The sequence below is a fragment of the Aeromicrobium chenweiae genome, from assembly GCF_003065605.1.
Classification (GTDB): Bacteria; Actinomycetota; Actinomycetes; order Propionibacteriales; family Nocardioidaceae; genus Aeromicrobium; species Aeromicrobium chenweiae.
Genome location: NZ_CP026952.1, coordinates 3,136,584 through 3,163,513, shown reverse-complemented (window position 1 = coordinate 3,163,513; position 26,930 = coordinate 3,136,584). Strand labels below are relative to the sequence as shown.

The 26,930-nt window shown below is 70.8% G+C and carries 31 protein-coding genes; 25 read left to right on the top strand and 6 right to left on the bottom strand.

What is annotated here, in order from left to right; translation table 11 throughout:
• Positions 1–7 precede the first annotated feature (7 nt).
• Genes C3E78_RS15400 through mnhG form a run of 6 tightly spaced genes read left to right on the top strand, consistent with a single transcriptional unit; the run spans position 8 to position 6,206 of the window.
• The gene (locus C3E78_RS15400; RefSeq protein WP_108579891.1) at positions 8–2,884 is read left to right on the top strand and encodes a Na+/H+ antiporter subunit A; all 2,877 of its coding nucleotides are present in this window, start codon (positions 8–10) and stop codon (positions 2,882–2,884) included.
• A complete protein-coding gene (locus C3E78_RS15395; protein WP_108579889.1) occupies positions 2,881–3,315 on the top strand; it encodes a Na(+)/H(+) antiporter subunit C in 435 nt (144 codons plus the stop codon). The genes C3E78_RS15400 and C3E78_RS15395 overlap by 4 nt, the downstream gene beginning before the upstream one ends.
• Positions 3,312–5,006, top strand: coding sequence for a Na+/H+ antiporter subunit D (locus tag C3E78_RS15390; RefSeq protein ID WP_108579887.1), 1,695 nt, complete (start codon positions 3,312–3,314; stop codon positions 5,004–5,006). The genes C3E78_RS15395 and C3E78_RS15390 overlap by 4 nt, the downstream gene beginning before the upstream one ends.
• On the top strand, positions 5,003–5,569 hold the full coding sequence (locus C3E78_RS15385; RefSeq protein WP_108579885.1) for a Na+/H+ antiporter subunit E: 567 nt from the start codon (positions 5,003–5,005) through the stop codon (positions 5,567–5,569). Before C3E78_RS15390 ends, C3E78_RS15385 begins: the two co-directional genes overlap by 4 nt.
• Entirely contained in the window at positions 5,566–5,844 is a 279-nt protein-coding gene (locus C3E78_RS15380; protein ID WP_108579884.1) for an MrpF/PhaF family protein, read from the top strand. The genes C3E78_RS15385 and C3E78_RS15380 overlap by 4 nt, the downstream gene beginning before the upstream one ends.
• Positions 5,841–6,206, top strand: a complete 366-nt coding sequence (gene mnhG / locus C3E78_RS15375) for a monovalent cation/H(+) antiporter subunit G (protein ID WP_108579882.1) — start codon at positions 5,841–5,843, stop codon at positions 6,204–6,206. The genes C3E78_RS15380 and mnhG overlap by 4 nt, the downstream gene beginning before the upstream one ends.
• A 19-nt stretch (positions 6,207–6,225) precedes the next feature.
• On the opposite strand, the gene C3E78_RS15370 is transcribed toward mnhG, so the two are convergent.
• Together C3E78_RS15370 and C3E78_RS15365 are read right to left on the bottom strand one after the other, a co-directional pair.
• Entirely contained in the window at positions 6,226–7,557 is a 1,332-nt protein-coding gene (locus tag C3E78_RS15370; protein ID WP_108579880.1) for an alpha-hydroxy-acid oxidizing protein, read from the bottom strand.
• Between the two features lie 66 nt (positions 7,558–7,623).
• Entirely contained in the window at positions 7,624–8,835 is a 1,212-nt protein-coding gene (locus C3E78_RS15365) for a zinc-dependent alcohol dehydrogenase (protein WP_108579878.1), read from the bottom strand.
• Between the two features lie 139 nt (positions 8,836–8,974).
• On the opposite strand from C3E78_RS15365, the gene C3E78_RS15360 reads away from it, so the two are divergent.
• From C3E78_RS15360 to C3E78_RS15340, 5 genes are all read left to right on the top strand, one after another.
• Complete coding sequence (locus C3E78_RS15360) at positions 8,975–9,493, top strand: hypothetical protein (RefSeq protein WP_108579876.1); 519 nt, start codon at positions 8,975–8,977, stop codon at positions 9,491–9,493.
• A gap of 73 nt (positions 9,494–9,566) precedes the next feature.
• A complete protein-coding gene (trhA, locus tag C3E78_RS15355) occupies positions 9,567–10,262 on the top strand; it encodes a PAQR family membrane homeostasis protein TrhA (protein WP_108579874.1) in 696 nt (231 codons plus the stop codon).
• Positions 10,263–10,348: 86 nt separating this feature from the next.
• Entirely contained in the window at positions 10,349–11,491 is a 1,143-nt protein-coding gene (locus C3E78_RS15350; RefSeq protein ID WP_108579872.1) for a zinc-dependent alcohol dehydrogenase, read from the top strand.
• Between the two features lie 11 nt (positions 11,492–11,502).
• Positions 11,503–12,090 (top strand): hypothetical protein, encoded by a 588-nt coding sequence (locus C3E78_RS15345; protein WP_108579870.1) that lies wholly within the window; start codon positions 11,503–11,505, stop codon positions 12,088–12,090.
• Positions 12,091–12,095: 5 nt separating this feature from the next.
• Positions 12,096–12,830 carry an MBL fold metallo-hydrolase gene (locus C3E78_RS15340; protein WP_235833659.1) on the top strand — a complete coding sequence of 245 codons (735 nt, stop codon included), beginning with the start codon at positions 12,096–12,098 and terminating at the stop codon, positions 12,828–12,830.
• Between the two features lie 5 nt (positions 12,831–12,835).
• Here C3E78_RS15340 and C3E78_RS15335 read toward each other — a convergent pair whose 3' ends face one another.
• Positions 12,836–13,639: an IclR family transcriptional regulator domain-containing protein gene (locus C3E78_RS15335; protein WP_108579866.1), complete on the bottom strand. Its 804-nt coding sequence runs from the start codon at positions 13,637–13,639 to the stop codon at positions 12,836–12,838.
• Positions 13,640–13,654: 15 nt separating this feature from the next.
• Positions 13,655–15,136 carry an amidohydrolase family protein gene (locus C3E78_RS15330; RefSeq protein WP_108579865.1) on the bottom strand — a complete coding sequence of 494 codons (1,482 nt, stop codon included), beginning with the start codon at positions 15,134–15,136 and terminating at the stop codon, positions 13,655–13,657.
• 176 nt (positions 15,137–15,312) lie between these two features.
• Here C3E78_RS15330 and C3E78_RS15325 point away from each other — a divergent pair, with 176 nt between their 5' ends.
• From C3E78_RS15325 to C3E78_RS15305, 5 genes are read left to right on the top strand one after another with little or no spacing between them, the layout of a single operon-like run.
• Positions 15,313–16,470, top strand: a complete 1,158-nt coding sequence (locus C3E78_RS15325) for a CaiB/BaiF CoA transferase family protein (RefSeq protein WP_108579863.1) — start codon at positions 15,313–15,315, stop codon at positions 16,468–16,470.
• The gene (locus C3E78_RS15320; RefSeq protein WP_108579861.1) at positions 16,467–17,282 is read left to right on the top strand and encodes a citryl-CoA lyase; all 816 of its coding nucleotides are present in this window, start codon (positions 16,467–16,469) and stop codon (positions 17,280–17,282) included. The genes C3E78_RS15325 and C3E78_RS15320 overlap by 4 nt, the downstream gene beginning before the upstream one ends.
• Positions 17,269–18,126 (top strand): dioxygenase family protein, encoded by an 858-nt coding sequence (locus C3E78_RS15315; protein WP_108579859.1) that lies wholly within the window; start codon positions 17,269–17,271, stop codon positions 18,124–18,126. The genes C3E78_RS15320 and C3E78_RS15315 overlap by 14 nt, the downstream gene beginning before the upstream one ends.
• Positions 18,123–18,656, top strand: a complete 534-nt coding sequence (locus tag C3E78_RS15310) for a DoxX family protein (RefSeq protein WP_108579857.1) — start codon at positions 18,123–18,125, stop codon at positions 18,654–18,656. The genes C3E78_RS15315 and C3E78_RS15310 overlap by 4 nt, the downstream gene beginning before the upstream one ends.
• A 9-nt stretch (positions 18,657–18,665) precedes the next feature.
• Complete coding sequence (locus C3E78_RS15305; protein ID WP_108579855.1) at positions 18,666–19,334, top strand: GAF and ANTAR domain-containing protein; 669 nt, start codon at positions 18,666–18,668, stop codon at positions 19,332–19,334.
• Between the two features lie 64 nt (positions 19,335–19,398).
• Here the strand turns inward: C3E78_RS15305 and C3E78_RS15300 are convergent, their stop codons facing one another.
• Positions 19,399–20,085, bottom strand: coding sequence for a GAF and ANTAR domain-containing protein (locus tag C3E78_RS15300; protein ID WP_108579853.1), 687 nt, complete (start codon positions 20,083–20,085; stop codon positions 19,399–19,401).
• Between the two features lie 60 nt (positions 20,086–20,145).
• Entirely contained in the window at positions 20,146–20,811 is a 666-nt protein-coding gene (locus C3E78_RS15295) for a hemerythrin domain-containing protein (protein WP_108579851.1), read from the bottom strand.
• 193 nt (positions 20,812–21,004) lie between these two features.
• On the opposite strand from C3E78_RS15295, the gene C3E78_RS15290 reads away from it, so the two are divergent.
• From C3E78_RS15290 to C3E78_RS15250, 9 genes are all read left to right on the top strand, one after another.
• Entirely contained in the window at positions 21,005–21,784 is a 780-nt protein-coding gene (locus C3E78_RS15290; protein ID WP_108579849.1) for a sigma-70 family RNA polymerase sigma factor, read from the top strand.
• Between the two features lie 127 nt (positions 21,785–21,911).
• Positions 21,912–22,775: a manganese catalase gene (locus C3E78_RS15285; RefSeq protein ID WP_108579847.1), complete on the top strand. Its 864-nt coding sequence runs from the start codon at positions 21,912–21,914 to the stop codon at positions 22,773–22,775.
• Positions 22,772–22,966 carry a hypothetical protein gene (locus tag C3E78_RS15280; protein ID WP_108579845.1) on the top strand — a complete coding sequence of 65 codons (195 nt, stop codon included), beginning with the start codon at positions 22,772–22,774 and terminating at the stop codon, positions 22,964–22,966. The genes C3E78_RS15285 and C3E78_RS15280 overlap by 4 nt, the downstream gene beginning before the upstream one ends.
• Before the next feature lie 44 nt (positions 22,967–23,010).
• Positions 23,011–23,790 carry a hypothetical protein gene (locus tag C3E78_RS15275; RefSeq protein WP_108579843.1) on the top strand — a complete coding sequence of 260 codons (780 nt, stop codon included), beginning with the start codon at positions 23,011–23,013 and terminating at the stop codon, positions 23,788–23,790.
• Positions 23,787–24,191: a phage holin family protein gene (locus C3E78_RS15270; RefSeq protein ID WP_199906840.1), complete on the top strand. Its 405-nt coding sequence runs from the start codon at positions 23,787–23,789 to the stop codon at positions 24,189–24,191. Before C3E78_RS15275 ends, C3E78_RS15270 begins: the two co-directional genes overlap by 4 nt.
• Positions 24,188–24,718: a DUF3618 domain-containing protein gene (locus C3E78_RS15265; protein WP_235833647.1), complete on the top strand. Its 531-nt coding sequence runs from the start codon at positions 24,188–24,190 to the stop codon at positions 24,716–24,718. Before C3E78_RS15270 ends, C3E78_RS15265 begins: the two co-directional genes overlap by 4 nt.
• 92 nt (positions 24,719–24,810) lie before the next feature.
• Positions 24,811–25,536 (top strand): histidine phosphatase family protein, encoded by a 726-nt coding sequence (locus tag C3E78_RS15260; protein ID WP_108579839.1) that lies wholly within the window; start codon positions 24,811–24,813, stop codon positions 25,534–25,536.
• The gene (locus C3E78_RS15255; RefSeq protein ID WP_108579837.1) at positions 25,526–26,398 is read left to right on the top strand and encodes an NAD(P)H-hydrate dehydratase; all 873 of its coding nucleotides are present in this window, start codon (positions 25,526–25,528) and stop codon (positions 26,396–26,398) included. The genes C3E78_RS15260 and C3E78_RS15255 overlap by 11 nt, the downstream gene beginning before the upstream one ends.
• An 87-nt stretch (positions 26,399–26,485) precedes the next feature.
• The gene (locus C3E78_RS15250; protein ID WP_108579835.1) at positions 26,486–26,926 is read left to right on the top strand and encodes an SRPBCC family protein; all 441 of its coding nucleotides are present in this window, start codon (positions 26,486–26,488) and stop codon (positions 26,924–26,926) included.
• Positions 26,927–26,930 lie beyond the last annotated feature (4 nt).

The window sequence follows — 26,930 nt, the reverse complement described above, 5'->3', positions numbered from 1 at the left end:
GCACTCGTTGATCCCGCTGATCGCCGCGCACTTCCTGGCTGCGGCGATGGCGCCCTGGCTCGTCTCCGCGCTTCGCAGCCGCGCCTTCCTGGTCCTGGCAGCGGTGCCCCTGGTCAGCTTCGGCTGGGCGCTCAGCCACACCGCCGACATCCGGGACGGCAAGGCCACGAGCGACGTGGTCAGCTGGATTCCGAGCCTGGGTGTCGACCTGGCGTTCCGCATGGGGGCGCTGCAGTGGTTGATGACGCTGATCGTGACCGGCATCGGCACCCTGGTGCTCGCCTACTGCGCCTGGTACTTCTCCGACGACGACCCGGCCCTCCCGGCCTTCGCGGGGAGCTTCGTCGCCTTTGCGGGCTCGATGCTGGGTCTCGTCCTGTGTGACGACCTGCTGATCCTCTACGTCTTCTGGGAGCTGACCACGGTCTTCTCCTACCTGCTGATCGGCAGCGACCCCGCCAAGCGGGCCAGCCGCCAGGCCGCGATGCAGGCGCTCATCGTGACCACGCTGGGCGGACTGGCGATGCTCGTGGGCATGCTCGTGCTCGGCCAGGAGGCCGGGACGCACCGCATCAGCGAGATCCTCGCCGACCCGCCGACGGGAACGGCCACCGCAGTGGCAGTGGTGCTGATCCTGGTCGGAGCGCTCAGCAAGTCCGCCCTGGTCCCGTTCCACTTCTGGCTCCCGGGCGCGATGGCCGCGCCCACCCCGGTCAGCGCCTACCTGCACGCGGCGTCGATGGTGAAGGCCGGCGTGTACCTCGTGGCCCTGCTCGCTCCCGCGTTCGCGGGCACCCCGGGGTGGCACGAGGTGGTGCTGGTCCTCGGCGTCGGCACGATGCTGCTGGGCGGCTGGCGGGCGCTGCGGCAGTACGACCTCAAGCTCCTGCTGGCGTACGGCACCGTCAGCCAGCTCGGGTTCCTGCTTGTCGTGTTCAGCGTGGGCACCCGGGCCGCGGCCCTCGCCGGGATGGCGATGCTGCTGGCCCACGCCTTGTTCAAGGCGACACTGTTCCTCGTGGTGGGCATCGTCGACCACCAGGCCGGGACCCGCGACCTGCGCATGCTGTCCGGGGTCGGTCGGACCGCCCCGGTCCTGTTCGGCACCGCTCTCGTCGCCGGCGCGTCGATGGCGGGACTGCCGCCGCTGCTCGGCTTCGTCGCCAAGGAGGGCGTCTTCGCCTCGCTGCTCGACGCGGCCGACGACCGCCCGGACCTGTCCCCGCTCGCGGCTGTGCTCGTCCTGGTCGGCGTCATCCTCGGCACGGTGCTCACGGTCGCCTACACGGTCCGTTTCCTCTGGGGCGCGTTCGCCACCAAGCCCGACGCGACCGAGACGCTCTTCGCCCCGGTCCCCCGCGGCTTCCTCATCGCGCCCGTGATCCTGACGGTGTTCACGGTCGCCCTCGGATTCGCCGGATCGGCCCTCACCCACGTCTTCGAGCCGTACACCCACCAGTTCCCCGCCGGCGCGCACGACACCCACCTCGGCCTCTGGCACGGCTTCGGCCTGCCGCTGCTCTTCTCGGTCCTGGCGGTGGTCCTCGGCGTCGCGATCTTCGTGCGCCGCGTGGACTTCGGCCGCGTGCAGTCAGCGCTGTCGCCGTCCTGGACCGCCGACGACGGCTACCGGCTCGTGATGCGCACGGTCGACCGTGTCGCGGTGGAGTCCACCGGTCTCACCCAGCGAGGCTCCGTCGCGGCGTACCTCGCGATCATCCTCGTGGTCGTGCTGCTCCTGCCCGGGACGGCCGTGCTCATGGCCCTGGACGAGCCGATCGACGTGGTGCTGTGGGACACCCCGGCCCAGGCCGCGGTCGGCGTCATCATCGTGCTGGCGGCGCTGTTCGCGGTGCGCTCACGCCGGCGGCTGCGGGCGGTGATCCTCGTGGGGGTCACCGGCTACGGCACCGCGATGCTGTTCATCCTGCACGGCGCGCCCGACCTCGCCCTCACGCAGGTCCTGGTGGAGACGACGAGCCTGGTCATCTTCGTGCTGGTGCTGCGCCGGCTCCCGTCGCACTTCACCGACCGGCCGCTGTCGCCGCGCCGCTACCTGCGGATGGCCCTCGGCGCGGCCGTCGGCATCACGGTCGGCCTCGTCATGCTGGTCACGACGGGCTCCCGCTCGGCCGAGCCGGTCTCGAGGCGCTACCCGGACGAGGTCGTCGACTTCGGGGGCGGCCACAACATCGTCAACGTGATCCTCGTCGACATCCGGGCGTGGGACACGCTGGGGGAGATCTCCGTGCTGGTGGCGGCCGCGACCGGCGTCGCGAGCCTGATCTTCCTGGACACCAGGATGTCCGGGATCCGCCGGGTGTACGACATCCCGTACCCGGAGTCGGTCGAGAAGATTCCGACCGGCGCGGGACGCCGGGTCTGGCTGCCCGGACCCAGGACGCTGCCGCCCGACCGTCGTTCGATCATCTTCGAGGTGGTGGCCCGGCTGCTGTTCCCCGTGCTCATCGTCTTCGGGCTCTACCTGCTGCTCGCCGGGCACAACCTGCCCGGCGGCGGCTTCGCTGCCGGGATGGTCACCGGTCTCGCGCTGATGGTCCGCTACCTCGCGGGCGGCCGCTACGAGCTCGACGAGGCCGCCCCGATCGACGCCGGCGTGCTCATGGGCACCGGCCTGTTCATCGCGGCCGCGTCGGGGCTTGCGCCCCTCGCGTTCGGGGGCGCGGTGCTCCAGAGCGCGATGATCGATCTCGACCTCCCGGTCCTGGGCGAGCTGCACCTGGTCACGTCGACCGCCTTCGACATCGGCGTCTACCTCGTGGTCGTCGGGCTGGTGCTCGACCTGCTGCGGGCCCTCGGCGCCCGGATCGACCGCCAGATCCTGCGCGAGGAACGCGCAGCCGAGCAGGAGGTCCGTCTGTGAGCACGAACGTCAGCCTGATCGTGACCGCCTCCGCGCTGATCGCGTGCGGCGTCTACCTGATCCTCGAGCGCAGCCTGACCCGGGTGCTGGCCGGCCTGCTCATCCTGGGCAACGGGGTCAGCATCCTGTTCCTCATCGCCGGGGGTGGCGCGGGCGACGCCCCGATCGAGGGGACGACGGACGCTGCAGACATGGCCGACCCGCTGCCCCAGGCGCTGGTGCTGACGGCGATCGTGATCGCCCTGGCCACGACCGCGTTCCTGCTCGCGATGGCGTACCGCAGCTGGCAGCTGAATGCGAACGACGACGTGCAGGACGACGTCGAGGACGCCTCGATCCGCCGCCTCGCGGCTGCCGACGAGGCCTCGGACAGCCACGACCTGGCCACCGGCGGTGAGGACGACGACGTCCTCACCGAGGAGGGCGCATGAGCTACCTGGTCCCCCTTCCCGTGATCCTCCCGCTCTTCGGAGCCGGCGCGACCCTGATGCTGTCGCGCTTCCCGAGGGCCCAGCGCTTCGTCAGCTTCGGGGTGCTCGTGGCCGTGGTGGTCGTCGCCGCGGCCCTCCTCTTCCGTGCGGACCGCTACGGCCCGCAGGTCGCCTGGCTCGGCGCCTGGACGCCGCCGCTGGGCATCAGCCTGGTGGCCGACCGGCTGTCCGCGCTGATGCTCCTGGTGTCGGCGGTCGTCACCCTGGTCGTCCTGGTCTACTCGATCGGCCAGGGCATGACCGGTGACGAGCGCGAGGCACCCGTCTCGATCTACCACCCGACGTTCCTCGTCCTGGTGGCCGGTGTGTCCAACGCGTTCCTCGCCGGCGACCTGTTCAACCTGTTCGTCAGCTTCGAGATGCTGCTCTTCGCGAGCTACGTGCTGCTGACCCTGGGCGGCACCGAGACCCGCATCCGCGCGGGCACGATCTACGTCGTGGTCAACATGCTGTCGTCCTCGCTGTTCCTGATCTCGATCGCTGCGGTGTACGCCGCCACCGGCAGCCTCAACCTCGCCCAGCTCGCCCAGCGCATCCAGGACCTGCCCGACTCGGTGAGCCTCACCCTGCAGCTCCTGCTGCTGGTGACGTTCGCCGTCAAGGCGGCGGTGTTCCCGCTCTCGTTGTGGCTCCCCGACAGCTACCCGACGGCCCCTGCGCCGGTGACCGCCGTGTTCGCGGGACTGCTCACCAAGGTCGGCGTCTACGCGATCCTGCGCGTCCAGACGCTCCTGTTCCCGGACAGCCCGCTGACCAACCTGCTGATGTGGGCGGCGCTCGTCACGATGGTGATCGGCATCCTCGGCGCCATCGCGCAGTCCGACATCAAGCGCATGCTCTCGTTCACGCTCGTCAGCCACATCGGCTACATGATCTTCGGCATCGGCCTGGCCACCGAGGCGGGCGTCTCCGGAGCGGTCTTCTACGTCGCGCACCACATCACGATCCAGACCGCCCTGTTCCTGGTCGTGGGCCTCATCGAACGGCGGGCCGGCAGCACCTCGTTGCTCCGGCTCGGCGGTCTCGCCCGCCTCGCCCCGGTGCTGGCGATCTTGTTCTTCGTGCCGGCGATGAACCTCGCGGGCATCCCGCCGATGTCGGGGTTCCTCGGCAAGGTGGGCCTGCTGCAGGCGGGACTCGACGTGGGCACGCCGCTCGCCGTCACCCTCGTGATCGGTGGCGTCGCCACGAGCCTGCTGACGCTGTACGCCGTGGCGAAGACCTGGGCGATCGCCTTCTGGCGCACCCCCGAGCAGGCCCACGAGACCGCGCAGGCGCTCCCGAGCCCCGGCGAGGAGGCCGATGCGCTGCACCCGACCGTGACGATGGTCCGGCACCGTGGACACGTCCACTCCGGCGGCACGGCGTACGCCACCGCGGACCTCGAGGACGCGCGTCAGGTGCGTGACGAGGACGCGCCGGACCGCGACCTCTACCAGCTGCTGCGCGACGGCGAGCTGCCCGAGCGGCTGCCCCGCTCGATGGTGCTGCCCACCGCGGCCCTGATCGGGTTCAGCCTGGTCTTCACGCTCGTCGCCGGACCGATGTTCGAGTACACCGACCGGGCCGCGGTCGACCTCATGCAGCGCACGCCGTACCTCGAAGCGGTGCTGGGCGGTGGTGACCGATGAGCCCGCAGCTGAAGACCCGCCGCAACGGCCAGGTCCGTCCTGCGCGCTACCGCTCGCTGCAGCTCCCGGTCCTGATCTGGCTGACGATCGTGTGGGTCGCGCTGTGGGGCGACGTGTCCGTCCTGACGGTCCTCGGCGGTTTCGTCGTCGCGGTCATCGCCTGCTTCGTCTTCCCCCTCCCGCCGTTGCGGCTGGACGTACGGGTCCGGCCGGTCGCGCTGCTGTGGCTCGTCGTGCGCTTCGCGGTCGACGTCATCGTGTCGAGCGTGCAGGTGGCCTGGGTCGTGATCCGACCGGGCCGACCCGTGCGCAACGCCGTGGTCGAGGTGAGGCTGCGGACCCCCTCGGACTTCGTCCTGACCGTGGTGGCGGAGATGACCTGCCTGATCCCGGGCAGCATCGTGGTCGAGGCGCGACGGTCGACTCACTCGTTGTTCCTGCACGTCCTCGACGTCGGGGACGTGGCGGGTGCCGAGCGGTTCCGGCAGCGCGTGCTCGCACAGGAAGTGCGCCTGGTCCGCGCCCTCGGGCACCACGTCGACCACCTCGAAGGAGCGCGATGACGATCACCCTGCTCGTCGCAGCCGCGATGCTGTTCGTCGGGGCCGTGTGCGCCCTGGCCCGCATGACCATGGGCCCCACGGTGCTCGACCGTGCGGTCGCACTGGACGTCTTCGTGGCGCTGGGCATCTGCGGTCTCGCGATCCAGGCCGCGCACAGTCGGCACACCTTCACCCTGCCGCTCCTGCTGGTGCTGACCCTCCTCGGGTTCGTGGGCTCGGTCAGCGTCGCCCGGTTCACCCAGGGCAGCGACGACATCGAGGAGGACCAGGCATGACCTGGACCGACGTCGCCGACGTGCTCGCCGGGGTGTGCTTCCTGCTCGGCGCCCTGCTCGGACTGATCGCAGCAGTGGGCATCGTGAGGCTGCCCGATCTCCTCAGCCGGATGCACGCCGCGACCAAGCCGCAGGTGCTCGGCCTCCTCTTCGTGCTGGTCGGGCTGGGGCTGCGGCTCCGCGACCCGGGCACGATCGGCCTGCTGGTGCTGATCGGGCTGTTCCAGATGCTCACCACGCCCGTCGCGAACCACATGGTCGCCCGGGCGTCCTTCCGGGCCGGCCAGCTGCGGGTGGAGGGCCTCGTCGTCAACGACCTCGAGGACGACGACTACCAAGGTCCCTCGCGCGGCGAGCCGTGACGACGGCCCGGACCGCCCCTCAGCGGGACGGGTTCGGGACGACCAGCTCGGGCGAGATGTCGCGGGCCCGGCTCGCGCCGGTGAGGGCCATCGTCAGGTCGAGCTCGGCGAGGACGTTGGCGATCACGGCCTCCGCGCCCGCCTGACCGGCCAGCGCGACACCGTACATGTACGGCCGGCCGAGCAGACACGCGTCCGCCCCGTGGGCGAGCGCCATGAAGACGTCCGCCCCGGTACGGATGCCGCTGTCGAACAGCACCGTCGGCTCGGGGCCGATGGCCTCGCGAACCGCGATGAGCGCGTCCAGGGACGCGATCGAGCTGTCGACCTGGCGGCCGCCGTGGTTCGAGACGACGAGCGCGTCCACGCCCAGGTCGAAGGCCCGGCGGGCGTCGTCGGGGTGCAGGATCCCCTTGAGCACGACGGGCAGCCGGGTGCGCTCGCGCAGGGTCTCGATGTGGCTCCAGCGCAGGCCCGGGTTGGAGTAGATGTCCAGGAACGTCTCGACGGACGCCCGCGGCTCGGGGGAGCGGAGGTTCGACCAGAAGCTCCCGGGGTGCTGGCGCGTCATCGAGATCAGGGACTTGATGGCACCCAGGGTGATCGTGGTGTCCGGCTTCGTCCCCGAGCTCTTGGCGGCCGCGATGCGGTCCCGGACGATCTGCAGGAAGCGCGGGTCGGAGGTGTACTGCCCGATGCCCTTGCCCTGCGCGAACGGCAGGGACCCGAGGTTGAGGTCCTGCGGACGCCAGCCGAGCAGCGTCGTGTCCAGGGTGACGACCAGGGCCTCGGCGCCGTTGGCCTCCGCGCGGCCGATGAGGCTGTCGACGAGGTCCTCGTCGGTGCTCCAGTAGAGCTGCATCCAGTGCCGGCCGCCGTCCATCGCCGCGGCGGTCTCCTCCATCGGGGTGCCGCCCTGGTTCGTGAAGACGTACGGCACGCCGGTGGCAGCGGCGGCCCGAGCCACGTGGAGGTCGCAGTCGGGGTCGATGAGCTGACCCGCGCCGACCGGTGCGAGCAGGAGCGGTGTCGGCAGGCTTTTCCCGAACAGGTCCACCGAGAGATCACGCGCGGCCTCCCCGTGGGCCATCCGCGGCACCACGGCCCAGCGGTCGAACGCCGCCCGGTTGTTGCGCATCGTGCGGCCCTCGCCGGCGCCGCCGGCGACGTACGCCCAGGCCTTCGCCGAGGACGCCTTCGCGGCGCGGCGTTCCAGCTCCGCGAAGTCCGTGGGCACCGTGGGCCTGCGGCCCAGCACGCCGTCCCGGTAGATCGCGCTCTGTCGTGAACGCCCGAGGCCTTCCGACGGGGTGGTCGCTGTCGCGGTCGGGTGCTCGTGCTGCTGCGGCATCAGCTCATCCTCGGGGCTTGCGGGCAGGTGTCTGCTGCGCAGGGGATCGCGCGTGGACGACTGTACTCAGGCGGGGTCCAGGACGACCTTCGTCCAGCCGCTCTCCCTGCGGTCGAACGTCTTGTACGCGTCGATCACCGACGTCATGCCTTCGTGCTGGGTCAGCACCGTGGCCGGATCGATCGAGCCGCGTCGGACCAGGTCGATCAGGTGCGGGATGTAGCGGCGGTGGTTGCAGTTGCCCATGTTGATCGTCAGGTTCTTGTTCATCGCCGTGCCGATCGGATACGCGGTCATCTGCGGCGGGTAGACGCCGATGATGCCGATCGTGCCGGCCTTCGCCACGGCGTCGACGGCCCACCGGGCGGCCTGGCTCGGCGAGTCACCCGCCACCCAGGTGTCGCCGTCAGGGTTCTGCTCGGGGGCGACCTGGTTGCGCTCCTGCTCGAAGGTCTCGGCCTGCTCGGCGGCCGCGGCCGCAGCCGGCCCCTCCTTCGGTCGCTGCGCGTCCACGCCGACGGCGTCGATGACCCGGTCGACGCCGATGCCGCCGGTCAGGTCCTTCACCACGGCGAGGGGGTCCTCGGCGTTGAAGTTGATGATCTCCGCGCCGCGGCCGCGTGCCTGCTCCAGACGGCTCATGACCCCGTCGATGCACAGGACACGGCCGGCGCCCTGCTGAAAGGCGCTCGTGATCGCGAACAGCCCGACGGGTCCGGCGCCGAGCACGAGCACGGTGTCGCCGGGCCCGACCTGCGCGAGCCGGGCGCCGAACCAGGCGGTCGGGTAGATGTCGGAGATCATGATCGCCTGCTCGTCGGTGATCTCGTCCGGCAGCCAGACCGGCCCGACGTTCGCGAACGGCACCCGCGCGAGCTCGGCCTGCAGGCCGTCGACGGGACCGGTCGCCTGCGGGCCACCGAAGAAGCACGTTCCGGCGTCCTTGCCGTTGGGATTCGCGTTGTCGCACTGCGCGTAGTAGCCCGCTCGGCAGTACGAGCAGTAGCCGCAGCCGATGGTCGAGGGCACGACCACCCGGTCGCCGGGTCGCAGGTTGCGCACGTCGTCGCCGACCTCGCGCACGACGCCGACGGCCTCGTGACCGAGGATCGTCCCCTCGACCATGCCGCTCATGGTGCCGCGCACGAAGTGCAGGTCGGTCCCGCAAAGAGCGCTCGTCGTGATCTCGATGATGGCGTCGGTCGACTGGGAGATCACCGGGTCCGGGACCTCGTCGACGCGGATGTCACCGACTCCGTGCCACACCACTGCTTTCATGGGCCGTCCTCTCCGTGGGCGCTGCTCGTGCCTGACCGATACCCGATCGGCGAGCACCCTAACGGTGCCGTGTGACCAAGCCGATGAGAAAGTTTGCCCACAGATGATTGGGGCGGGGCCGGGGAGGTATCTCTTACTTATGAGTAACCACGGCAACACTGCACAGCCCAACCGCCCCGCCCACACCTACGACCCGCACCGCGCGGATCCCAAGGGCGCTTACATCGCGACGGCGGGCGTCGTCATCTTCGTGGTGGCCACGTTCCTCGCCTGGATCGCCACGGATGACAAGAGCTTCAGCGGCTACGAGGCCGACACCGTCATCCCCTTCACCGCCTACCTCGGCCTCGGCTTCGCGGCCGCGCTGCTGTACGCCGCCAAGCGGGCCACGCGTCGCCAGCACCGTGGACTGTCCCTGGCGTCGATGGCGGCCGGCGTCGCCGCGACGGGCCTGGCCCTGTCGTACCTCATCGAGGTCCCCGGTGGCGCTGAGCGCAAGGCCGGCTTCGACACCGAGATCGGCGTGTACGTCGGTCTGGTCGGCGCCCTGATCTGGGCCGTCGGCTCGTTCCTGCTCGCGATGCAGCCCGAGGGTGACATCGAGCACCGCGAGGACGGCGACCACCGCACCGATCACGCCACCAACACCGGCAACTGAGTCACCCCTTCTGCGGGCCGGCGTCTCCTCGGGGACGCCGGCCCGCTTCGTCACCCTCCGGGAGGAGCCCGCGATGTCCCACGCCGAGCAGGTGCCCAGCGCCGTGCACGACCAGCTGGTCGACACCGTCGCCGAGATCAAGCCGCGCCTGCGCGGCTGGCTCCATGCGGCGACGGCACCCCTGGCCTTCTTCACGTTCCTCGCGATGCTGGTCCTCGCCGAGACGACCCGTGAACGGTTCGGCGTCGCGGTCTACATGGTGAGCGCGCTGCTGCTCTTCACGTCCAGCGCGGTCTACCACACCGGCCGATGGTCACCCGAGCGCAAGCGGTTGCTGAAGCGGGTCGACCACGCCAACATCTTCGTCCTGATCGCGGGCTCCAGCACCCCGTTCGCGCTGATGCTGCTGTCGCAGGAGCGCGCAGCCATCCTGCTCGGCACGATGTGGGGCGGGGCCCTGCTCGGGATCCTGTTCAAGATCTTCTGGGTCGACGCGCCGCGCTGGGCCAACGCCCCGTTGTACCTCCTGCTGGGCTGGGCCCCGGTCCTGTTCGCCGGCGACTTCATCGCCGCGGCGTCCCCGGCCGTGCTGTCCCTGTTGGCCGCGGGTGGTCTGCTCTACACCGCCGGCGCGGTGGTCTACGGCACGAAGAGGCCGGACCCCGCACCCACCTTCTTCGGCTATCACGAGGTCTTCCACAGCCTGACGATCGCCGCGTTCGCCGCGCACTGCATCGGCGTCGGCGTCCTCCTCCGCACGCAGGGCTGAGGCCGAGGACGCGGGCCGTCCGTCTCAACGTCCCCCGAGCGGGTAACAGACCCGCGACAGCACGTCACCCGCGAGGAGGAACGTCCATGAAGGCGATGGTCTACCGAGGGCCGTACAAGGTCCGGGTCGAGGAGAAGGCCGACCCGCGGATCGAGCACCCGAACGACGCGATCGTCCGGGTGACCATGGCGTCGATCTGCGGCTCCGACCTGCACCTGTACCACGGGATGATGCCGGACACCCGCGTCGGCCACACGTTCGGCCACGAGTTCATCGGCGTGGTGGAGCAGGTCGGTCCCTCGGTCGAGAACCTCTCGCCGGGGGACCGGGTGATGGTGCCGTTCAACGTCTACTGCGGCTCCTGCTTCTTCTGCGCCCGGGGGCTGTACTCCAACTGCCACAACGTCAACCCGAACGCCACCGCGGTCGGCGGCATCTACGGGTACTCGCACACGTGCGGCGGGTACGACGGCGGGCAGGCGCAGCTCGTCCGGGTGCCGTTCGCCGACGTGGGCCCGTCGCGCATCCCGGAGTGGATGGACGACGAGGACGCCCTGCTGTGCACCGACGCGCTGGCCACCGGCTACTTCGGCGCGCAGCTCGGCGACATCGTCGAGGGCGACACCGTCGCGGTGTTCGGCGCGGGCCCGGTCGGCCTCTTCGCGGCCAAGTCGGCGTGGTTCATGGGAGCGGGACGGGTCATCGTCATCGACCACCTGGACTACCGCCTCGAGAAGGCGCGCGAGTTCGCCCACGCCGAGACGCTCAACTTCGCCGAGCACCAGGACATCGTCGTGGAGATGAAGCGGACGACAGGTCACCTCGGCGCGGACGTCGTGATCGACGCGGTCGGTGCCGAGGCCGACGGCAACCTCATGCAGCACGTCACGTCCGCGAAGCTCAAGCTCCAGGGCGGGTCGCCGATCGCGCTGAACTGGGCGATCGACTCGGTCCGCAAGGGCGGCACGGTCTCGGTCATGGGCGCCTACGGGCCGATGTTCAGCGCGGTGAAGTTCGGCGACGCGCTCAACAAGGGGCTGACGCTCAACATGAACCAGTGCCCCGCCAAGCGGCAGTGGCCGCGCCTGTTCGAGCACATCCGCAACGGTCACCTCAAGCCGAGCGACATCATCACCCACCGCATCCCGCTCGAGCACATCGCCGAGGGATATCACATCTTCTCGGCGAAGCTCGACAACGTCATCAAGCCCGTCATCGTCCCGAGCTGAAAGGCCCCGTCATGACCTACACCGCCGACAAGCCCCCGCTCGCCCGGTCCCGTGACGAGCTCCGAGCCCAGATCCCGGGATGGGGAGTGGACCTCGACCCCGCCGACCGTCCCGCGTTCCCGCAGGAGCGGCGCGACCTCGACTCCGGCGCGCACTGGGACTTCCCCGAGCGCCAGGAGGTCCACGGCTTCCGGGAGCGGTCGATCGAGCACGGCATGATGCCGCCGGTGTTCGGCACCTCCGTGCCGCTGAAGGGGCTGTCGGGCGTGATCCGCCGGTACGCCTACGCACGGTTCAGCGAGGCCCGCGCGGCGCACTGGCTCCTGCTGCTGGGGGCCGACCGGGTCGACGCGGTCGAGAGCCACCTGCGCTCGCTGCTGACGGCGCACCCGGACAACCCCGTGACCGAGACCGGCATCCGCGCCGAGCTGACGCACCACGGCCTGGCCTCGCGCCGCGCCGGCCGGCGGGTGGACACGCGCCACCAGTGGATGGACCCGATCCTCGTGGCGGGACCCTGGCTCGTCACCGGGACCGTCGCCGTGAGGGCGGTGCGGCGCCTGGCTCGAAGGAGGACCGGCACGGGCGGTCCCGCGTGATCACCATGGACGTCGTGCCCGGGGTGCACCTGGTCGCGGTCGCCAGCACGAACCTGTACGTCCTGGAGGACGACGACGCGGTGACCATCGTGGACGCCGGCCTGCCGAGGATGTGGGACGAGACGACGGAGGTCCTGCGAAGGATCGGGCGCGACTGGACCGACGTCGCCGGATTCGTGCTGACCCACGGGCACTTCGACCACCTCGGGATCCTGTCGCGGGCGGTCGCCGAGCACTCCGTGCCGGTCTGGGTGCACCCGGGCGACCGGCGCATCGTGCGCCAGCCCTACCGCTACCACCCGGGACGTCCCCGGCTGGCCTACCCGATCCTGCACCCGCGGTCGGTGCCCCACCTCGCGAGCATGGCTGCCGCCGGCGGGCTGCGCGTCCGCGGTGTGGAGCCCGGTCCGGCGCTCGTGGACGGGGAGACTGTGGACCTCCCGGCGCGGCCGACCGTCGTGTTCACGCCCGGGCACACCGACGGCCACTGCGCGCTGCACGTGCCGTCGCGGGACGTCGTCTTCACCGGCGACGCCCTGGTGACGCTGGATCCGTACTCCGGACGCACCGGTCCCCGCGTGGTGGGCCAGGGCGGCACGCACGACGCCGCCACCGCGCGGTCGTCGCTCGGACGCATCGGCGCCACCGGTGCGCGGGTCGTGCTGACCGGGCACGGACAGCCCTGGAGCGCGGGTGCCGCCGAGGCCGCGGCGCTGGCGGGCGCTGCCGACATCGCCTGACGCGCTCAGCGCGGTGCGATGACCTGGGGGATCCGGTCGATCGACACGACGTCGGCGCTGATGTCGCCGGCGGTGCGGATCAGCTGGGGGAGGAACTCGTCCGTGAGGGTCTCGACCGAGATCTCGGCGGCGTGCACCGTCACGTTCGTCGCGGCGATGACGGCGCCGCTGCCGTCGCGGACAGGTGCCGCGATCGAGCGGATGCCGCCGGCCAGGTGCTCGTCGGTCATCACCCAGCCACGGGCGCGGGTCTGCGCGAGAAGCACCTGCAGCTCCTCGTCGTCCGGCACGTAGCGCGGCTCGATGCCCGACCTGCTCGGCTCGGACAGCGCGACCTCCAGCTCGTCCGGGGGCAGGTCGGCCAGCAGCACGCGGCCCAACGACGTCGAGACCGCGGGGAAGCGCGTCCCGATCGAGACCGCCAGCGAGATGATCTTCGGCACCGCGACGCGCGCGACGTAGACGATGTCCGATCCGTCGAGCTGGGCGATCGACGAGGACTGGTGGGTCCGCGACACGAGTGACTCGAGGTGGGGCCGCGCCAGGTCCCACAGGCCGTGGGACTGGATGTAGGTGAGCCCGAGCTCGAGCACGCGGGGGGTCAGGCAGAAGCCGGCCGGCGACTCGCGGACGTACCCCAGCTCCATGAGCGTCAGCAGCATCCGCCGGGCCGTCGGCCGGGAGAGGTCGGTGCGGGCGGCCACCTCCGACAGGGTCAGGGTCGGCGACTCCGGCGTGAACGTCCTGACGACGTCGAACCCCCGGGCCACTGCCTCGATGAAGTCAGGACCACTGCCGCGCGTGACCACTACCTGTCGTCCCCCTCACACCTGGTCCCCGACGCGGTCGTGCGTGGAGGTGTCGCGATAGTCAGTGTAGGTGTACGGGTTGTCCAGGATCTTGGTCTCCGGCACGTCGGGGTTCATGCCCTGCAGCCAGGCCTCCTCGCCCATCGTGGAGCGCAGGTGCTCCAGGCTCTCCTCGACCGCACCCCTGGCCTTGTCGAGGTCGACCCCGACGAGCTGGTGGTCGCTCTTGACCACGCGTCCGTTGACCAGGACGGTGTGCACGTCCGCGCGCTGGGCCTGGAACGCCACGTGGCCGTACGGGTTGAGGATCGGGAACATCGCGGGGGAGCGGTCATTCTTGATCAGGACGACGTCCGCCTTCTTGCCGGCCTCGAGGCTGCCGACGGCGTGATCGAGCCCGAGGGCCTGGCTGCCGCCCCGCGTCGCCCAGCGCACGACGTGCTCGGAGCGCAGGTGGCTGTGGGTCACCGTCTCCTGCTGGGCGTGCGCCTCCAGGTGCATGCGCGACCGGTCGGCGCCCAGGGTCGAGCGCATCGCGCTGAACAGGTCCGCGCTCCACCACACGCTGGTGTCCATCGACAGCGACACCGGGATGTCGTGCGAGCGCAGGACCCATGTGGGGGGATAGCCCTGACCGGCGCTCTGCTCGCTCTCGGTCGACACCGACACCGAGCCCCCGGTGGCGGCGATCCGCTGGTAGGAGTCCCGGTCGAGCGAGGCCGAGTGGACGTACACCGACTCCGGGGTCATGAACCCGTGGTCGTGCATCAGGCGGATGCCGTCGTCGCTGGTGGCGCCCCACACCCCCGCGTGCGTCGTGACCGGCGCGCCCAGCTCACGGGCCACCTCGAACGCGGCCCTCTCGGGGAAGCTCGCGTCACCCGTGACGTCGAACGCCATCTGGAAGCCCAGCATGTCGCCCTTGCCGTGCAGCCGGCGGGCGTGCAGGTCCGCGAACTCCGGTGTGGTGGCCCACTCCCACGGGGCCGCGTGGATGTTGCCGTAGCCGAACACGAAGCGGCCGGGGATCTCCTCCAGCGCGTCGATCGCCGCGTCCGCGTGCTGCGGGGTGATCAGCCCGTGCGACCAGTCGGCCGTGGTGGTGACGCCCGCGTCGAGCGCCTCGAGCGCGGCGAGGACGTTGCCGGCGTAGACGTCCTCGGGACGGAAGATCGTGCCGTGCTCCAGGTAGTACCAGACGAAGTACTGCGTGAGGGTCCAGTCGGCGCCGTAGCCGCGCATCGCGGTCTGCCACATGTGCCGGTGCGTGTCGATCATGCCCGGCATGAGGATGCCGCCGCGCGCGTCGATCTCGACCGTGCCGTCGGGGACGGGAAGGTCGTGCCCGACGGCCTCGATGCGCTCGCCGACGACCAGGAGGTCGGCGTCGTCCAGGACCGTGCCGCCGTCGTCGAGCGTGAGGATCGTGGCTCCGCGGAACACGATGGCTCGGTCGCCGATCGTGTCCGGGGTGAGGGGTGCGGAGGAGGAGGTCATGACAGCCTTCCGGTCGACAACACGGACGAGTGTCCGTTGCGATGCGCAATGAGGTCATCGTCAATGTGGGCCCGGCCACGTGTCAAGGGGTCTGCGGTCGCAAAAACCCACCCTTGACAGTTCTGAGTCAGTCGTCCAGATTGAACGGACAAACGTCCGCCAGAGATCGGAACGCCATGCCTGCCAGTCCGACCCCGGGGCCGTTGAGCGGTCTCGTCGTGGCCGACTTCTCCCGGATCCTCGCCGGTCCCTACGCCACGATGCTGCTGGCCGACCTCGGCGCGGACGTCATCAAGATCGAGAGCCCGGGCGGGGACGACACCCGGACCTGGGTGCCGCCCACGCGCGGTGACGAGTCGACGTACTACCTGAGCATCAACCGCAACAAGCGGTCGATCGCGCTCGACCTGCGCCGGGAGGACGATCTGGAGGTGGCGCGGCAGATCGCGGACCGCGCCGACATCATGGTCGAGAACTTCAAGCCGGGCGGGCTGGCCCGCTTCGGCCTGGACTACGAGACCGTCGCGAGCAGCAACCCCGGGCTGGTCTACGCCTCCATCAGCGGCTTCGGCACCGGCGACGGCGCGCACATCCCCGGCTACGACCTGATGGTCCAGGCGATCTCGGGCCTGATGAGCCTCACGGGCTCACCCGACGGACCGCCGTACCGGGCCGGGATCTCGGTCTTCGACGTCATGACCGGGATGCACGCCATGATCGGCATCCTGTCCGCGCTGCACTCCCGCGGGTCCTCCGGGCGCGGCCAGCACGTCGAGGTCAACCTGTTGTCGTCGGCGCTGTCGGGCCTGGTCAACCAGACCGGCGCGTACGTCGCGGGGGACACCGTCCCGCACCGCATGGGCAATGCCCACCCGAGCCTGTTCCCGTACGAGCCGCTGCCTGCGTCCGACGGGGACATCATCATCATCGCGGGCAACGACGGCCAGTACGCCCGGCTGTGCGAGGCGCTCGGCGTGCCCGAGCTGGCCGGCGACCCGCGCTTCGCGACCAACCGCGACCGCACCGCCAACCGGGACGAGCTGCGGCCCCTGCTCGAGGACCGTCTCCGCGAGCGCACCAAGGCCGAGTGGTTCGACGTCCTGGTGAAGGCCGGCGTCGCGGCGGCCCCCATCAACTCGATCGCCGAGGGCGTCGAGTTCGCCCGGTCGCTTGGCCTCGAGCCGGTGGTCGAGGTCGGCGAGGGCCCGGCCGCCGTGCCCAGCATCCGCAACCCGATCCGGTTCTCGCGCGACGAGGCGCGGTACGACCTGCCACCGCCCCGCCTGGGCCAGCACGACGACGACATCCGCGCCTGGGCGAAGGGAACCCGATGACCGACTCCGTACCGTCCTTCCCCACCTCGCTGGGGATGTCGACGACGTCCACGATCTCGCTGCTCGGCAAGGATCTCGGCACCGAGCTGATGGGGCAGGTCGGGTTCAGCGAGATGGCGTTCTGGCTCGTGACGCAGCAGCGGCCCACACCGGGCCAGGTGCGGGTGTTCGACGCGTGCCTGCTGGCCCTCGCCGACCACGGCTTCACCCCGACCGCGATCGCGGCGCGCATGACCTACCTGAGCGCCCCGGACTCGCTCCAGGGAGCTCTCGCGGCCGGGCTGCTCGGCGGCGGGTCCCGGTTCCTGGGCGTCACCGAGGACTGCGGCCAGTTCCTCGACCGGGAGATCCGGGCGCTCGAGACCCTCCCGGAGTCCGACGGGGACTGGGACGCCCTGGCGCGCGAGATCGTCACCCGCGAGCGCGCCCGCAAGGCGATCATCCCCGGGCTCGGGCACCCGGTGCACAAGCAGGAGGACCCCCGCACGCCCGCACTGGTGCAGATCGCGAAGGAGGAGGGGACGTACGGCCCGCACCTGCAGCTGTTTCTCGCGATCGGTCGCGTCCACCCCGACATCCTCGGCCGGCGGCTCGTGCTCAACGGTGCCGGCGTCGTCGGCGCGGCGCTGGCCGACCTCGACCTGCCCGTCGAGCTGCTCCGCGGCTTCGCCCTGCTCGCCCGCACGGCGGGCCTGCTCGGCCAGATCGCGGAGGAACGACGGCGCCCGATGGCCATGGACGCCTACCTGCTCATCGAGAACAACGCCGTCTTTGTCGAACCCGAGAACGGAGGATCCGATGTTCGCCACTGAGGACAACATCACCGACCTGGCGGTCCGGCGCTGGGGCACGGCCGACACGCCCCGCCTGGCCGAGCTGATGACGGGGCTCGTGCAGCATCTGCATGACTTCGCGCGGGAGGTCAGGCTCACCGAGGACGAGTGGATGGCCGCGATGCAGTGGCTGACGCGTACGGGCCAGATCAGCGACGAGAAGCGCGAGGAGTTCATCCTCGCCTCCGACGTCCTGGGCCTCAGCATGCTCGTCGTGCAGATGAACCACCACTTCCAGGACGCCGCGACACCCGCCACGGTGCTCGGCCCGTTCCACATCGACGGCTCGCCGAGCGTGCCGTACGGGCACGACATGTCCGACGGCATCGAGGGCGTGCCGTTCTTCGTGACCGGCCAGGTGACCTCCGTCGACGGCACGCCGATCAGCGGCGCGGTGCTCGACGTCTGGCAGGCCGACGCCGACGGCCTGTACGAGTCCCAGATCGGCGAGCTCGACGAGGCCCGTCTGCGGGCGAAGTACGTGACCGGGGAGGACGGCACTTTCTGCGTGCGCAGCATCGTCCCACTGGGCTACTCGATCCCCATGGACGGCACGGTCGGCGATCTGATCTCCCGGACCGACATCGGGCACTTCCGGCCCGCGCACATCCACTTCCTGCTGGAGGAGGACGGTTACGAGCGCCTCGTGACCCACATCTTCGAGGAGGGGACGCGCTACATCGAGTCCGACGTCGTCTTCGGCACCAAGGAGGCGCTCATCACCCCGTTCACGGCGCACGAGGGCGGTCCGGCCCCGGACGGCACCTCCCTCGACCGCCCGTTCGTCACCGCAGAGTTCGACTTCGTGCTCCAGCCGTCATGACCGACACGCTCGACCTGGGGCTGCTGGCGCTGCGGGTCATGCTCGCGTTGCTGCTGCTCGGTCACGCGACCCAGAAGCTCTTCGGCTGGTTCCGCGGCATGGGGGTGGCCGGGACCGGCACGCACTTCGAGTCCCTGGGCTTCTCGCCGGGACCTCCCATGGTGGTCATGGCCGGGGTGTCCGAGACCGTCGCGGCGACGCTGCTGGCACTCGGGCTGCTGACGCCCCTGGGCGGAGCGGTGGCCATCGGCACGATGATCGTCGCGGCGTCCGCGAACTTCTCCCACGGCCTGTGGGCGCACCTCGGCGGGTACGAGGTCGCGTTCGTGTATGCGGGCACGGCCGCCGTGCTCGTCCTCACCGGACCGGGGGAGATCTCCCTGGACCACGCCCTCGGATGGACGTACGCCCCGTGGGTCAGGTGGGTCGCGCTCGTCGTCGGGGTCGTCGCTGCGGTCCCCCTGCTGGTCCGCCGCTCCGCGCAGCTGCGAGGGACGGATCGTCGTATGGGACCCGACGCTGGAGGGTAATCTCCGAGGATGAGGACCCAGCAGCCTGAGGCATCCGCGTTCGTCCAGTCCGTCGCCGATGTCGTCGACTTCGTGGCAGGGACGTTCGACACCGCCCACGTGGGGATCACGCTGAGGCGCGGCGACGGGTTCGAGACCGTCGGTCCGACCACCGAGGTGGTGCGTGGTGCCGACTCCCTGCAGCGCCTGCTGCGGGAAGGTCCGTGGGCGAAGGCCGAGCTCAGCCCCGGCTTCATCCTCTCCAACGACATCGCCCGCGACGTGCGCTGGCCCGAGTGGGGACCTCGTGCCGCAGCCATGGGGCTGGAGCGCGTCGTGTCGTCCGAGCTGGACGCCGGAGGGGCGATCCTCGGGTCCCTCAACGTCTACCGCGCCGGGGGCCGCCCCTTCACCCCTGACGACGTGGAGACCGGGCAGCTCCTCGCGAGCCATGCGGCCATCGCCCTTCGGTACACCCAGCACATCGAGAGGCTGACCTCCGCGCTCGAGTCCCGGGCGACGATCGGGCAGGCGCAGGGCGTCCTCATGGGGCGGCACTCCATGGTTGCCGAGCAGGCCCTCTCGATGCTCCAGCGCCGGTCGCACGTCCTGGGCGTGCCCCTGGTCGAGGCCGCGCGCGCCCTCCTGCAGGAGCACGGGGTCGGTGCCGGGGACTCTCGTTTGAACCCCGGCACCTGAGCGGCGTTCGTGCCTAGGCGCGTCCGCCGCTGTGCTGATGACTTACCCGTTACGGGGTGTCCTATCAGCCGTCGGAGGGCCGGGCGTTGGACTCGCGCTGGACGACGATCGCCTCGGCGACCGCGTGGAGCCGCTCGTTCTGGTGCTGGGAGATCCGCTTGAGGAAGTCGAAGGCGGCGTCGGCGTCGATGTCGAACTTCTGCATGAGGATGCCCTGCGCCTGACCGATGACGGTCCGGCTGTCGAGGGCGCTGGACAGCCCCTCTGCACGCTCGGCGGCGGCGTAGGCGGCGGTCGCGTGTGCGGCCAGCATCTCGACGATCTCCTCGTCGGCCCGCGTGAAGGCGCTGGGCCGGTCGGCGTACACGTCCAGAGAGCCGTAGCCGCGGTCACGCGTGGCGAGGCGGACGCCCAGGGCCGAGCGGATGCCGAGCTCAGCGGTGGCAGGCCCCCACTTGGGCCAGCGCAGGTCCGCCTTCACGTCGTCCGAGCGGTACGTCGCGCGGCCTTCGATCGCGTCGAGGCACGGTCCCTCGTCGAACTGGACCTGCAGCTGGTGGGCCTGGTCCACCCGCGAGGTGGTGGCGGCGGGCGTCTCCACGTGCGACCGGCTGCGCACGCGCATGATGCCGGCGTCGTCGGCGTCCAGCACCAGTCGTGCGTAGTGGCTGACCCGGTCCAGCATCGTGGTGGGGTTGCCGTCCTGCTCCAGCTCGACGGCCATGTCCGCCAGCATCCTGGCGACGTCCACGTCACCACCTCCTCGTAGTCGACGGCCCCTGTACCCGGAGCCGCCGGCTTGAATCGAGGCTCAGGTACGGGACGTCGACGGATCCTCCCCGCGGGTGAACAGGGGGACGTGCTCAAGCCGGGTCGCCAGCGTTCCCAGGCGCTGGCTCGCCGAGCGGGCCGCCTGGGGCCGGGTGCCGCGTGAGGCCATCGCGTCCAGCCGGTCGCGGGAGCGGTCGATGATCGAGAGCGGGAGTGCAGACGTGGTGTTGCCGGGGGGCCGGCGCGACACGACGGGGTGGGCCCGGGTCGGCGCGGTGCGGCGCACCACCTCCCACGCGAGGCCCAACGCCTGCAGCTGGCGGTCCGAGAGCCTGGACTCCAGGCGCGGGAGCAGGACGTCCTCCTCGTCGTGGACGTCCTCCTTCAGGACCTCCACGAGGCGTCGGATCCGGGCGTCGCGCTCGGGGTCGCCGGCGGGCAGCCGGTCGATCTGGGCGACGAGCTCGTTGACCTCCTGGTGCTCCTGCTCGACCTCCAGCGTCAGCGCCTGACCGTCCGGCAGGACCCGGCGCATCACCGGCCACAGCACCCCTTCCTCGGCGAACGCGTGGGGGAACACCAGGCGGTAGATCTCCCGCAGGAGGTCGTCCTCCTGGTGCCGCCGTGACTCCTCGAGCTGCTGCAGCAGCTCGTCCAGGCGGGCGTGGTCGCGCTTCTGCCGGACGATGACGCTCAACGACTGCATGATGACCTCCTGGGGGTTGGCCGCTCGGGAACGCCCACGTGATACCCGGCGGTCCCGGTCCTGAGACAGCCGAAAAAGTCGCCCGAAAAAAGTGGGTTGGTTCCCGCGGAGGTGGGGTACGAGCACCGTGACGGTGAACACAGCCGTCCGCGGTTAGACATGAGCCGGCACCTGCGACCACCAGGACCTGCCCATGTACCAGACCGTTCAGGACGACGAGGATCTGTGCTCGTTGGTGCTCGATGCGCATCACACGCCGGACCGCCGCGAGCGGGACCGCCTCGAGGGTGAGGTCATCTCCCGCTGCCGTCCGCTCGCGTGGGGGATCGCCCAGCGCTACGCCAACCGCGGGGCCGAGCTCGACGACCTCAGGGCAGTCGCCGATGTGGCCGTCCTCGGGGCGATCCGCAGGTATGAGTCCGGCCGTGGGTCGTTCCTGGGCTACGCCTCGGTGACGGTGCTCGGCGAGATCAAGAAGTACTTCCGGGATTCGTGCTGGACGATCCGGCCGACCCGCTCGGTCCAGGAGCTGCAGTCGCGCCTCTCCGCGGCGACCGTCCAGCTCCAGCACGAGGGCCAGGGCGCCTCGGTGATCAGCCTGGCGGCGCACCTCGGGGTATCGGCCGCGGACGTGCAGGAGGCGGCTGCCGCCCGCAGCTGCTTCACCCCGACGTCGCTCGACGCCCCGGCCCCGGGGCACGACGCGGCCGGCGGCCTCGACGTGGCCGTCGAGGACGGCGGATTCGCACTGACCGAGGAACGTCTCGCCGCCGCGGGGGCGTGCGCGGCGCTCGAGCCGCAGGACCGCGAGCTGCTGCGGCTGCGGTTCTTCGAGGACCTGACGCAGCGGCAGATCGCCGACCAGCTGGGCAAGACCCAGGTCCAGGTGTCGCGTGAGCTCCGCCGCGTCCTGACGAGGCTGCGCACCGCGATCGACGGACTCGACGCGGAGCCGGCGGCGAAGGCCGGATGACGCCGAGGGGCCGCTGAGCGCGGCCGTTCCCTTGGAATCGCAAGGGAGAAAAGGCGTATCAGGCGGAGGGAGGCGGGTAGATCCCTCTTGACCGGGAGCGACAGCCCCCGAGAACCAGGAGGCGTACATGTTCACGCACCAGAAGGCACCCCAGTTCGCAGCACGGCCCGAGGGACCGGACCCGGCGTTCGCCAGGAAGTTCCAGGAGGTCCTCGGCGGCAAGTGGGGCGAGATGACTGTCGCGATGCAGTACCTCTACCAGGGCTGGAACGCGCGTCTTCCCGGCAAGTACAAGGACATGCTGATGGCCATCGGCACCGAGGAGCTCAGCCACGTCGAGATGATCGTGACCGCGATCGACCAGCTGCTCGACAAGGCGCCCCCGATGTCCGCCGACGACACCACCGGCTCGACGCAGGCCGCCGAGTTCGGTGCGGCGAACCCGCAGCACACCATCGTCAACGGTGGCGGCGCGTACCCGCACGACAGCAACGGCATCCCGTGGTCCGGCGCCTTCGTCACGGCCAGCGGCAACCTGATGGCCGACTTCCATCTCAACGTGACGGCCGAGATGCAGGGCCGCCTCCAGGTGGCGCGCCTGTTCCACATGACCGACGACCCGGGCATGAAGGACCTCATCCGCTTCCTCACGACGCGTGACCACATGCACCAGATGCAGTGGCTCTCGGCGATCGAGGAGCTCAAGGCCGATGGCCTCGACGGGCTGCCGACACCCGAGGCGTTCCCGCTGGAGGAGGAGTTCGACGAGTTCTCCCGCGTGTTCATCCAGGCCTCGGACGGCGAGGCCGCGACGGAGGGTCGCTGGGCCAGCGGACCGGCGCCCGACGGCCGCGGCGACTTCCAGAGCGCGCTGATCCAGGCGCACGGCGAGCACACCGACCTGGCTCCCGGAGATCCGCGCCTGTACGGCACGAACCCGTTGATGGAGACCAAAGGCCTTATCGACAAGGCGAAGGACGCGCTGAAATGAGCCGGGTGGGCGACGGCTTCTTCAGCGTGCTCGTCACGACCCTCTTCGTGTCGCTGCTCCTGGCAGCCGGCGGCACGGGGATCGTCCTGGCGATCGCGCTCGCAGGATGCGGCGTCTACCGAGCCCGCTGCTCGCTCGCACGACTGGCCGCGTACGACCCAGGCCTCCGCTCACCCGTGACCCACGGATGAGCGTCGGGCACCGACACGACTGACCACCCCACGATGGAGGACACATGACCACACCCCCGTACGGAGAGACAGACCCTCTCACCACCAGCTCGGACCTGCCGGGGTCCTCGTCGCCGATCGGTGACGAGCTCGCCCACGACGCCGGGATCACCCCCACCCCGCCGGCGCCCCCGACGCCGGACTCGTCCGGCAGCTCGGGCAGTTCAGGCGGCTCAGGCAGTTCAGGCGGCTCCGCCAAGGAGACCGCGCAGGAGGCCCTCGGCAGTGCGTCCGAGCACGCCTCGAGCGTCGCGGACACGGCCATGGAGGAGGCCGGCAAGGTGGCGTCGGAGGCCAAGGAGAAGGCCACCGACCTGCTCGCCGACCTCAAGTCGCAGCTCGACGAACAGTCCAAGACGCAGCTCAAGGGCCTCACGTCCAAGCTCAGCGAGCTCGCCGACGAGATCGACGGCCTGGTCGACGGCGCCGACGTGCGAGGCACCGTCACCCAGCTCGCGCAGCAACTGGCCGACAAGACCCACGAGCTCAGCTCGCACCTCGACGGCCGCCAGCCGAAGGACCTCGTCGAGGACGTCCGGGCCTTCGCCCGTCGTCGTCCCGGTGCGTTCCTGGCCGGTGCGGGCATCGCCGGCATCCTGGCCGGACGCATGACCCGTGGTGCCAAGGCCTCGCAGGGCTCGAGCGACACCGGCTCCGCAGCGCCGACGACGGCACCGATGACGACGGCGTCGGCGCCTGCGCCCACGTACGCCCCGCCGACCGGAGAACCCATCACCACCTCGGACGTCGTGCCGGGCGGTCAGAACACCGGGGGGAGGCAGTGACCGAGCAGACGCCACCCACCGGCCAGGACGAACGGTCGATCGGTGACATCGTCGGCGAGATCGCGTCGGACCTGAGCAACATGGTCCGCTCCGAGCTGGAGCTGGCGAAGACCGAGGCGAAGGCCGAGGTCGCGAAGGCCGGCAAGGGAGCGGGCATGCTCGGCGGCGCGGCGGTGGCGGGCTACTTCACGCTGTTGTTCCTGTCGCTGTTCGTCATGTACCTGCTGGGCGAGGGCATGGACCTGCAGTGGGCCGCCCTGATCGTCTTCGTCGTGTGGGCCATCATCGCCGCGGTGCTCGCCGTCCTCGGCCGCTCACGTCTCAAGACGGTCGACCCGTCACTCGAACGGACTCAGAAAACCCTCAAGGAGGATGTGCAATGGGCAAAGAACCAGAAGTGATCGAGCATGACATCGAGAGCAGCCGCGAGGACCTGTCACGCAACTTCGACGCGCTCGCCGACCGGGTCAGCCCCGGCCGGGTCGTGGGTCGTCGCGTCGACAGCGTCAAGGGCCGGATCGCCGGCGCCAAGGACAGCGTGATGGGCTCGGCCAGCTCGATGTCGGACGCCTCGGGCTCCGCCGTCGGCAGCCTGTCCGACACCGCTGGCGCGGTCTCCCGCAGGGCCGAGGGCAATCCGCTGGCCGCGGGACTGATCGCGTTCGGCGCCGGCTGGCTCGTGTCCTCGTTGATGCCGGCCAGCAACGCCGAGGCCAGGCTCGCCGGACAGGCGATCGACACCGCGAAGGAGCAGGGCCAGCCCCTGGTCGACCACGCGAAGTCGGTCGCACAGGAGGTCGGCGACGACCTCAAGGGCAAGGCCGCCGAGGCCGCGTCCGACGTGAAGGACACGGCCACCGAGTCGGCCCAGCACGTCAAGGACGAGGGGCAGTCGGCCGCCGAGGGCGTCCGCAACGACGTCTCGTAGCGACACCTGCGCACCCTCGTCGGCGACTGACAGGCATGGAAGTCGCCGACGCGGGTACGTGCGGTCAACCGACGAGGACGAGGTGTGGATGCATGGGGGACGAACTGTGGATCGGCGTGGTGCGGCACGGCGAGAGCACCGCGAACGTCGCGGCGTCATCGGCCGCACGTGACGGCCTGGAGCTGATCGACGTCGCCGAGCGCGAGGCGGACGTGCCGCTGTCGGACCTCGGCAGACGGCAGGCCGAGAGCCTCGCCGCCCGCCTGCGTGATCTCCCGGAGGACGAGCTCCCCGACCTCGTGATCACCTCCCCGTTCCTGCGCGCCCGGCAGACCGCGGAGATCGCGATGGAGGGCCTCGGCGTCCCCACGCGGGTGGACGAGCGCCTGCGCGACCGCGACCTGGGAGTGCTCGACCTGCACACGGCGCAGGGGATCCGCTCGGCGTTCCCCGAGGAGACCGAGCGCAGGACCCGGCACGGGAAGTTCTACTACCGCCCGCCGGGAGGCGAGTCGTGGACCGACGTCGCGCTGCGGCTGCGGGCCGTCCTGCGCGAGATCGAGCAGGACCACCCGGGCCACCGGGTCCTGCTGTTCGCCCACGACGTGGTGGTGACGCTGGTCCGCTACGTCCTGGAGGACCTCGACGAGGTCGAGCTGATGGAGGAGGCCGCGAAGGCGCCCATCGGCAACGCGTCCCTCAGCAGCTGGACCGGCGGCCGGGGCGCCTGGCGCCGTGAGACGTTCAACGACGTGTCCCACGTCCATGACGACCGTGGGGCAGAACCGACCGAGGAGGAGCCCGCCGATGAGCGGTGAGAAGACGGTGACCCTGACCCCCGGCCGGCTGCGGTCGTGGCCGCTGCCCCGGCCCGAGGGCGACAAGTCCTCGCGCGGGACGGTGCTGGTCCTGGGCGGTTCGCGCTCGACCCCCGGCGCGGTGCTGCTGGCCGGGACGGCCGCGCTGCGTGCCGGTGCGGGCAAGCTGCAGATGGCCACCACGGAGAGCACGGCTGCGGCGCTGAGCATCGCCGTGCCCGAGGCGCTCGTCGTCGGCCTGCCGGAGACCGACACCGGCGCCATGCGCGGTGAGATGGGCGACCAGCTGGCCGGCCTGGTCCGGGGCGCCGACGTGGTGCTGATCGGGCCCGGCCTCGTCGACGTCGAGGAGACCGGCGCGCTGCTCGAGGCCGTCCTCGACGTCGTCGACGCGGACACCCGCCTGATCGTGGACGCGTACGCGCTGGGCGCGCTCGCGGAGCGGCAGTCCCTGCTGCACGGCCGCAAGACGTACGCCGTGCTGACGCCGAACGTCAGCGAGGGGGCACGCCTGCTCGACCGGGAGCTCGGGGACGATCTCGACGCGGAGGCGATCGAGCTCGCCAGCACGTACGGCTGCGTCGTGTCCCTGTTCGGCCACGTCGCCGACCCGGACGGATCGGTGTGGCGTGAGGAGACGGGCGACTCCGGTCTCGGCACGTCCGGCAGCGGCGACGCGGCCGCCGGGGTGATCGCCGGGCTCCTGGCGCGCGGCGCGGAGCCGGCCCAGGCCGCGAGCTGGGGCGTGTACGCCCACGCGGCGTCCGGTCAGCGGCTCGCGGTGCAGCACGGTCGCACGGGCTACCTCGCCCGGGAGATCGTCGACGGTGTCGCGCCGATCCTGGCCGAGCTCGAGAGCTGACCGGGTTAGCCCGGCGGCACAGGGGGTAGTGCACAGGAGCCGGCGTCGCCGGCCCGCCCGAGCCGGACACCGACCCCAGGGGAACGCATGAGCGTCAACACCCGCGTGATCAACACCTCGCCCGAGAACGTCTGGAACGTCCTGGCCGATGGCTGGACGTACCCCCTGTGGGTGGTGGGAGCCTCCCGGGTGCGCGACGTCGACGAGAGCTGGCCCGCCGTCGGCAGCCTCATCCACCACTCGGTGGGGGTGTGGCCGGCGCTGATCGACGACAACAGCGAGGTCCTCGAGGTCGATCCACAGCGCATGATCCGCCTGCGGGCTCGCGGGTGGCCCGTCGGCGAGGCGGAGGTCGTGATCGAGCTGCGGCCGTCCGGCGCCCACACGGAGGTCGAGATCCGCGAGCAGGTCGTGGCCGGCCCCGGCGTCCTCATCCCCGAGCCGCTCAAGGGCATCTCCCTGAAGTGGCGCAACACCGAGACGCTCCGCCGGCTCGCGTACATCGCGGAGAACCGCCCCACGTCCTGAAGGA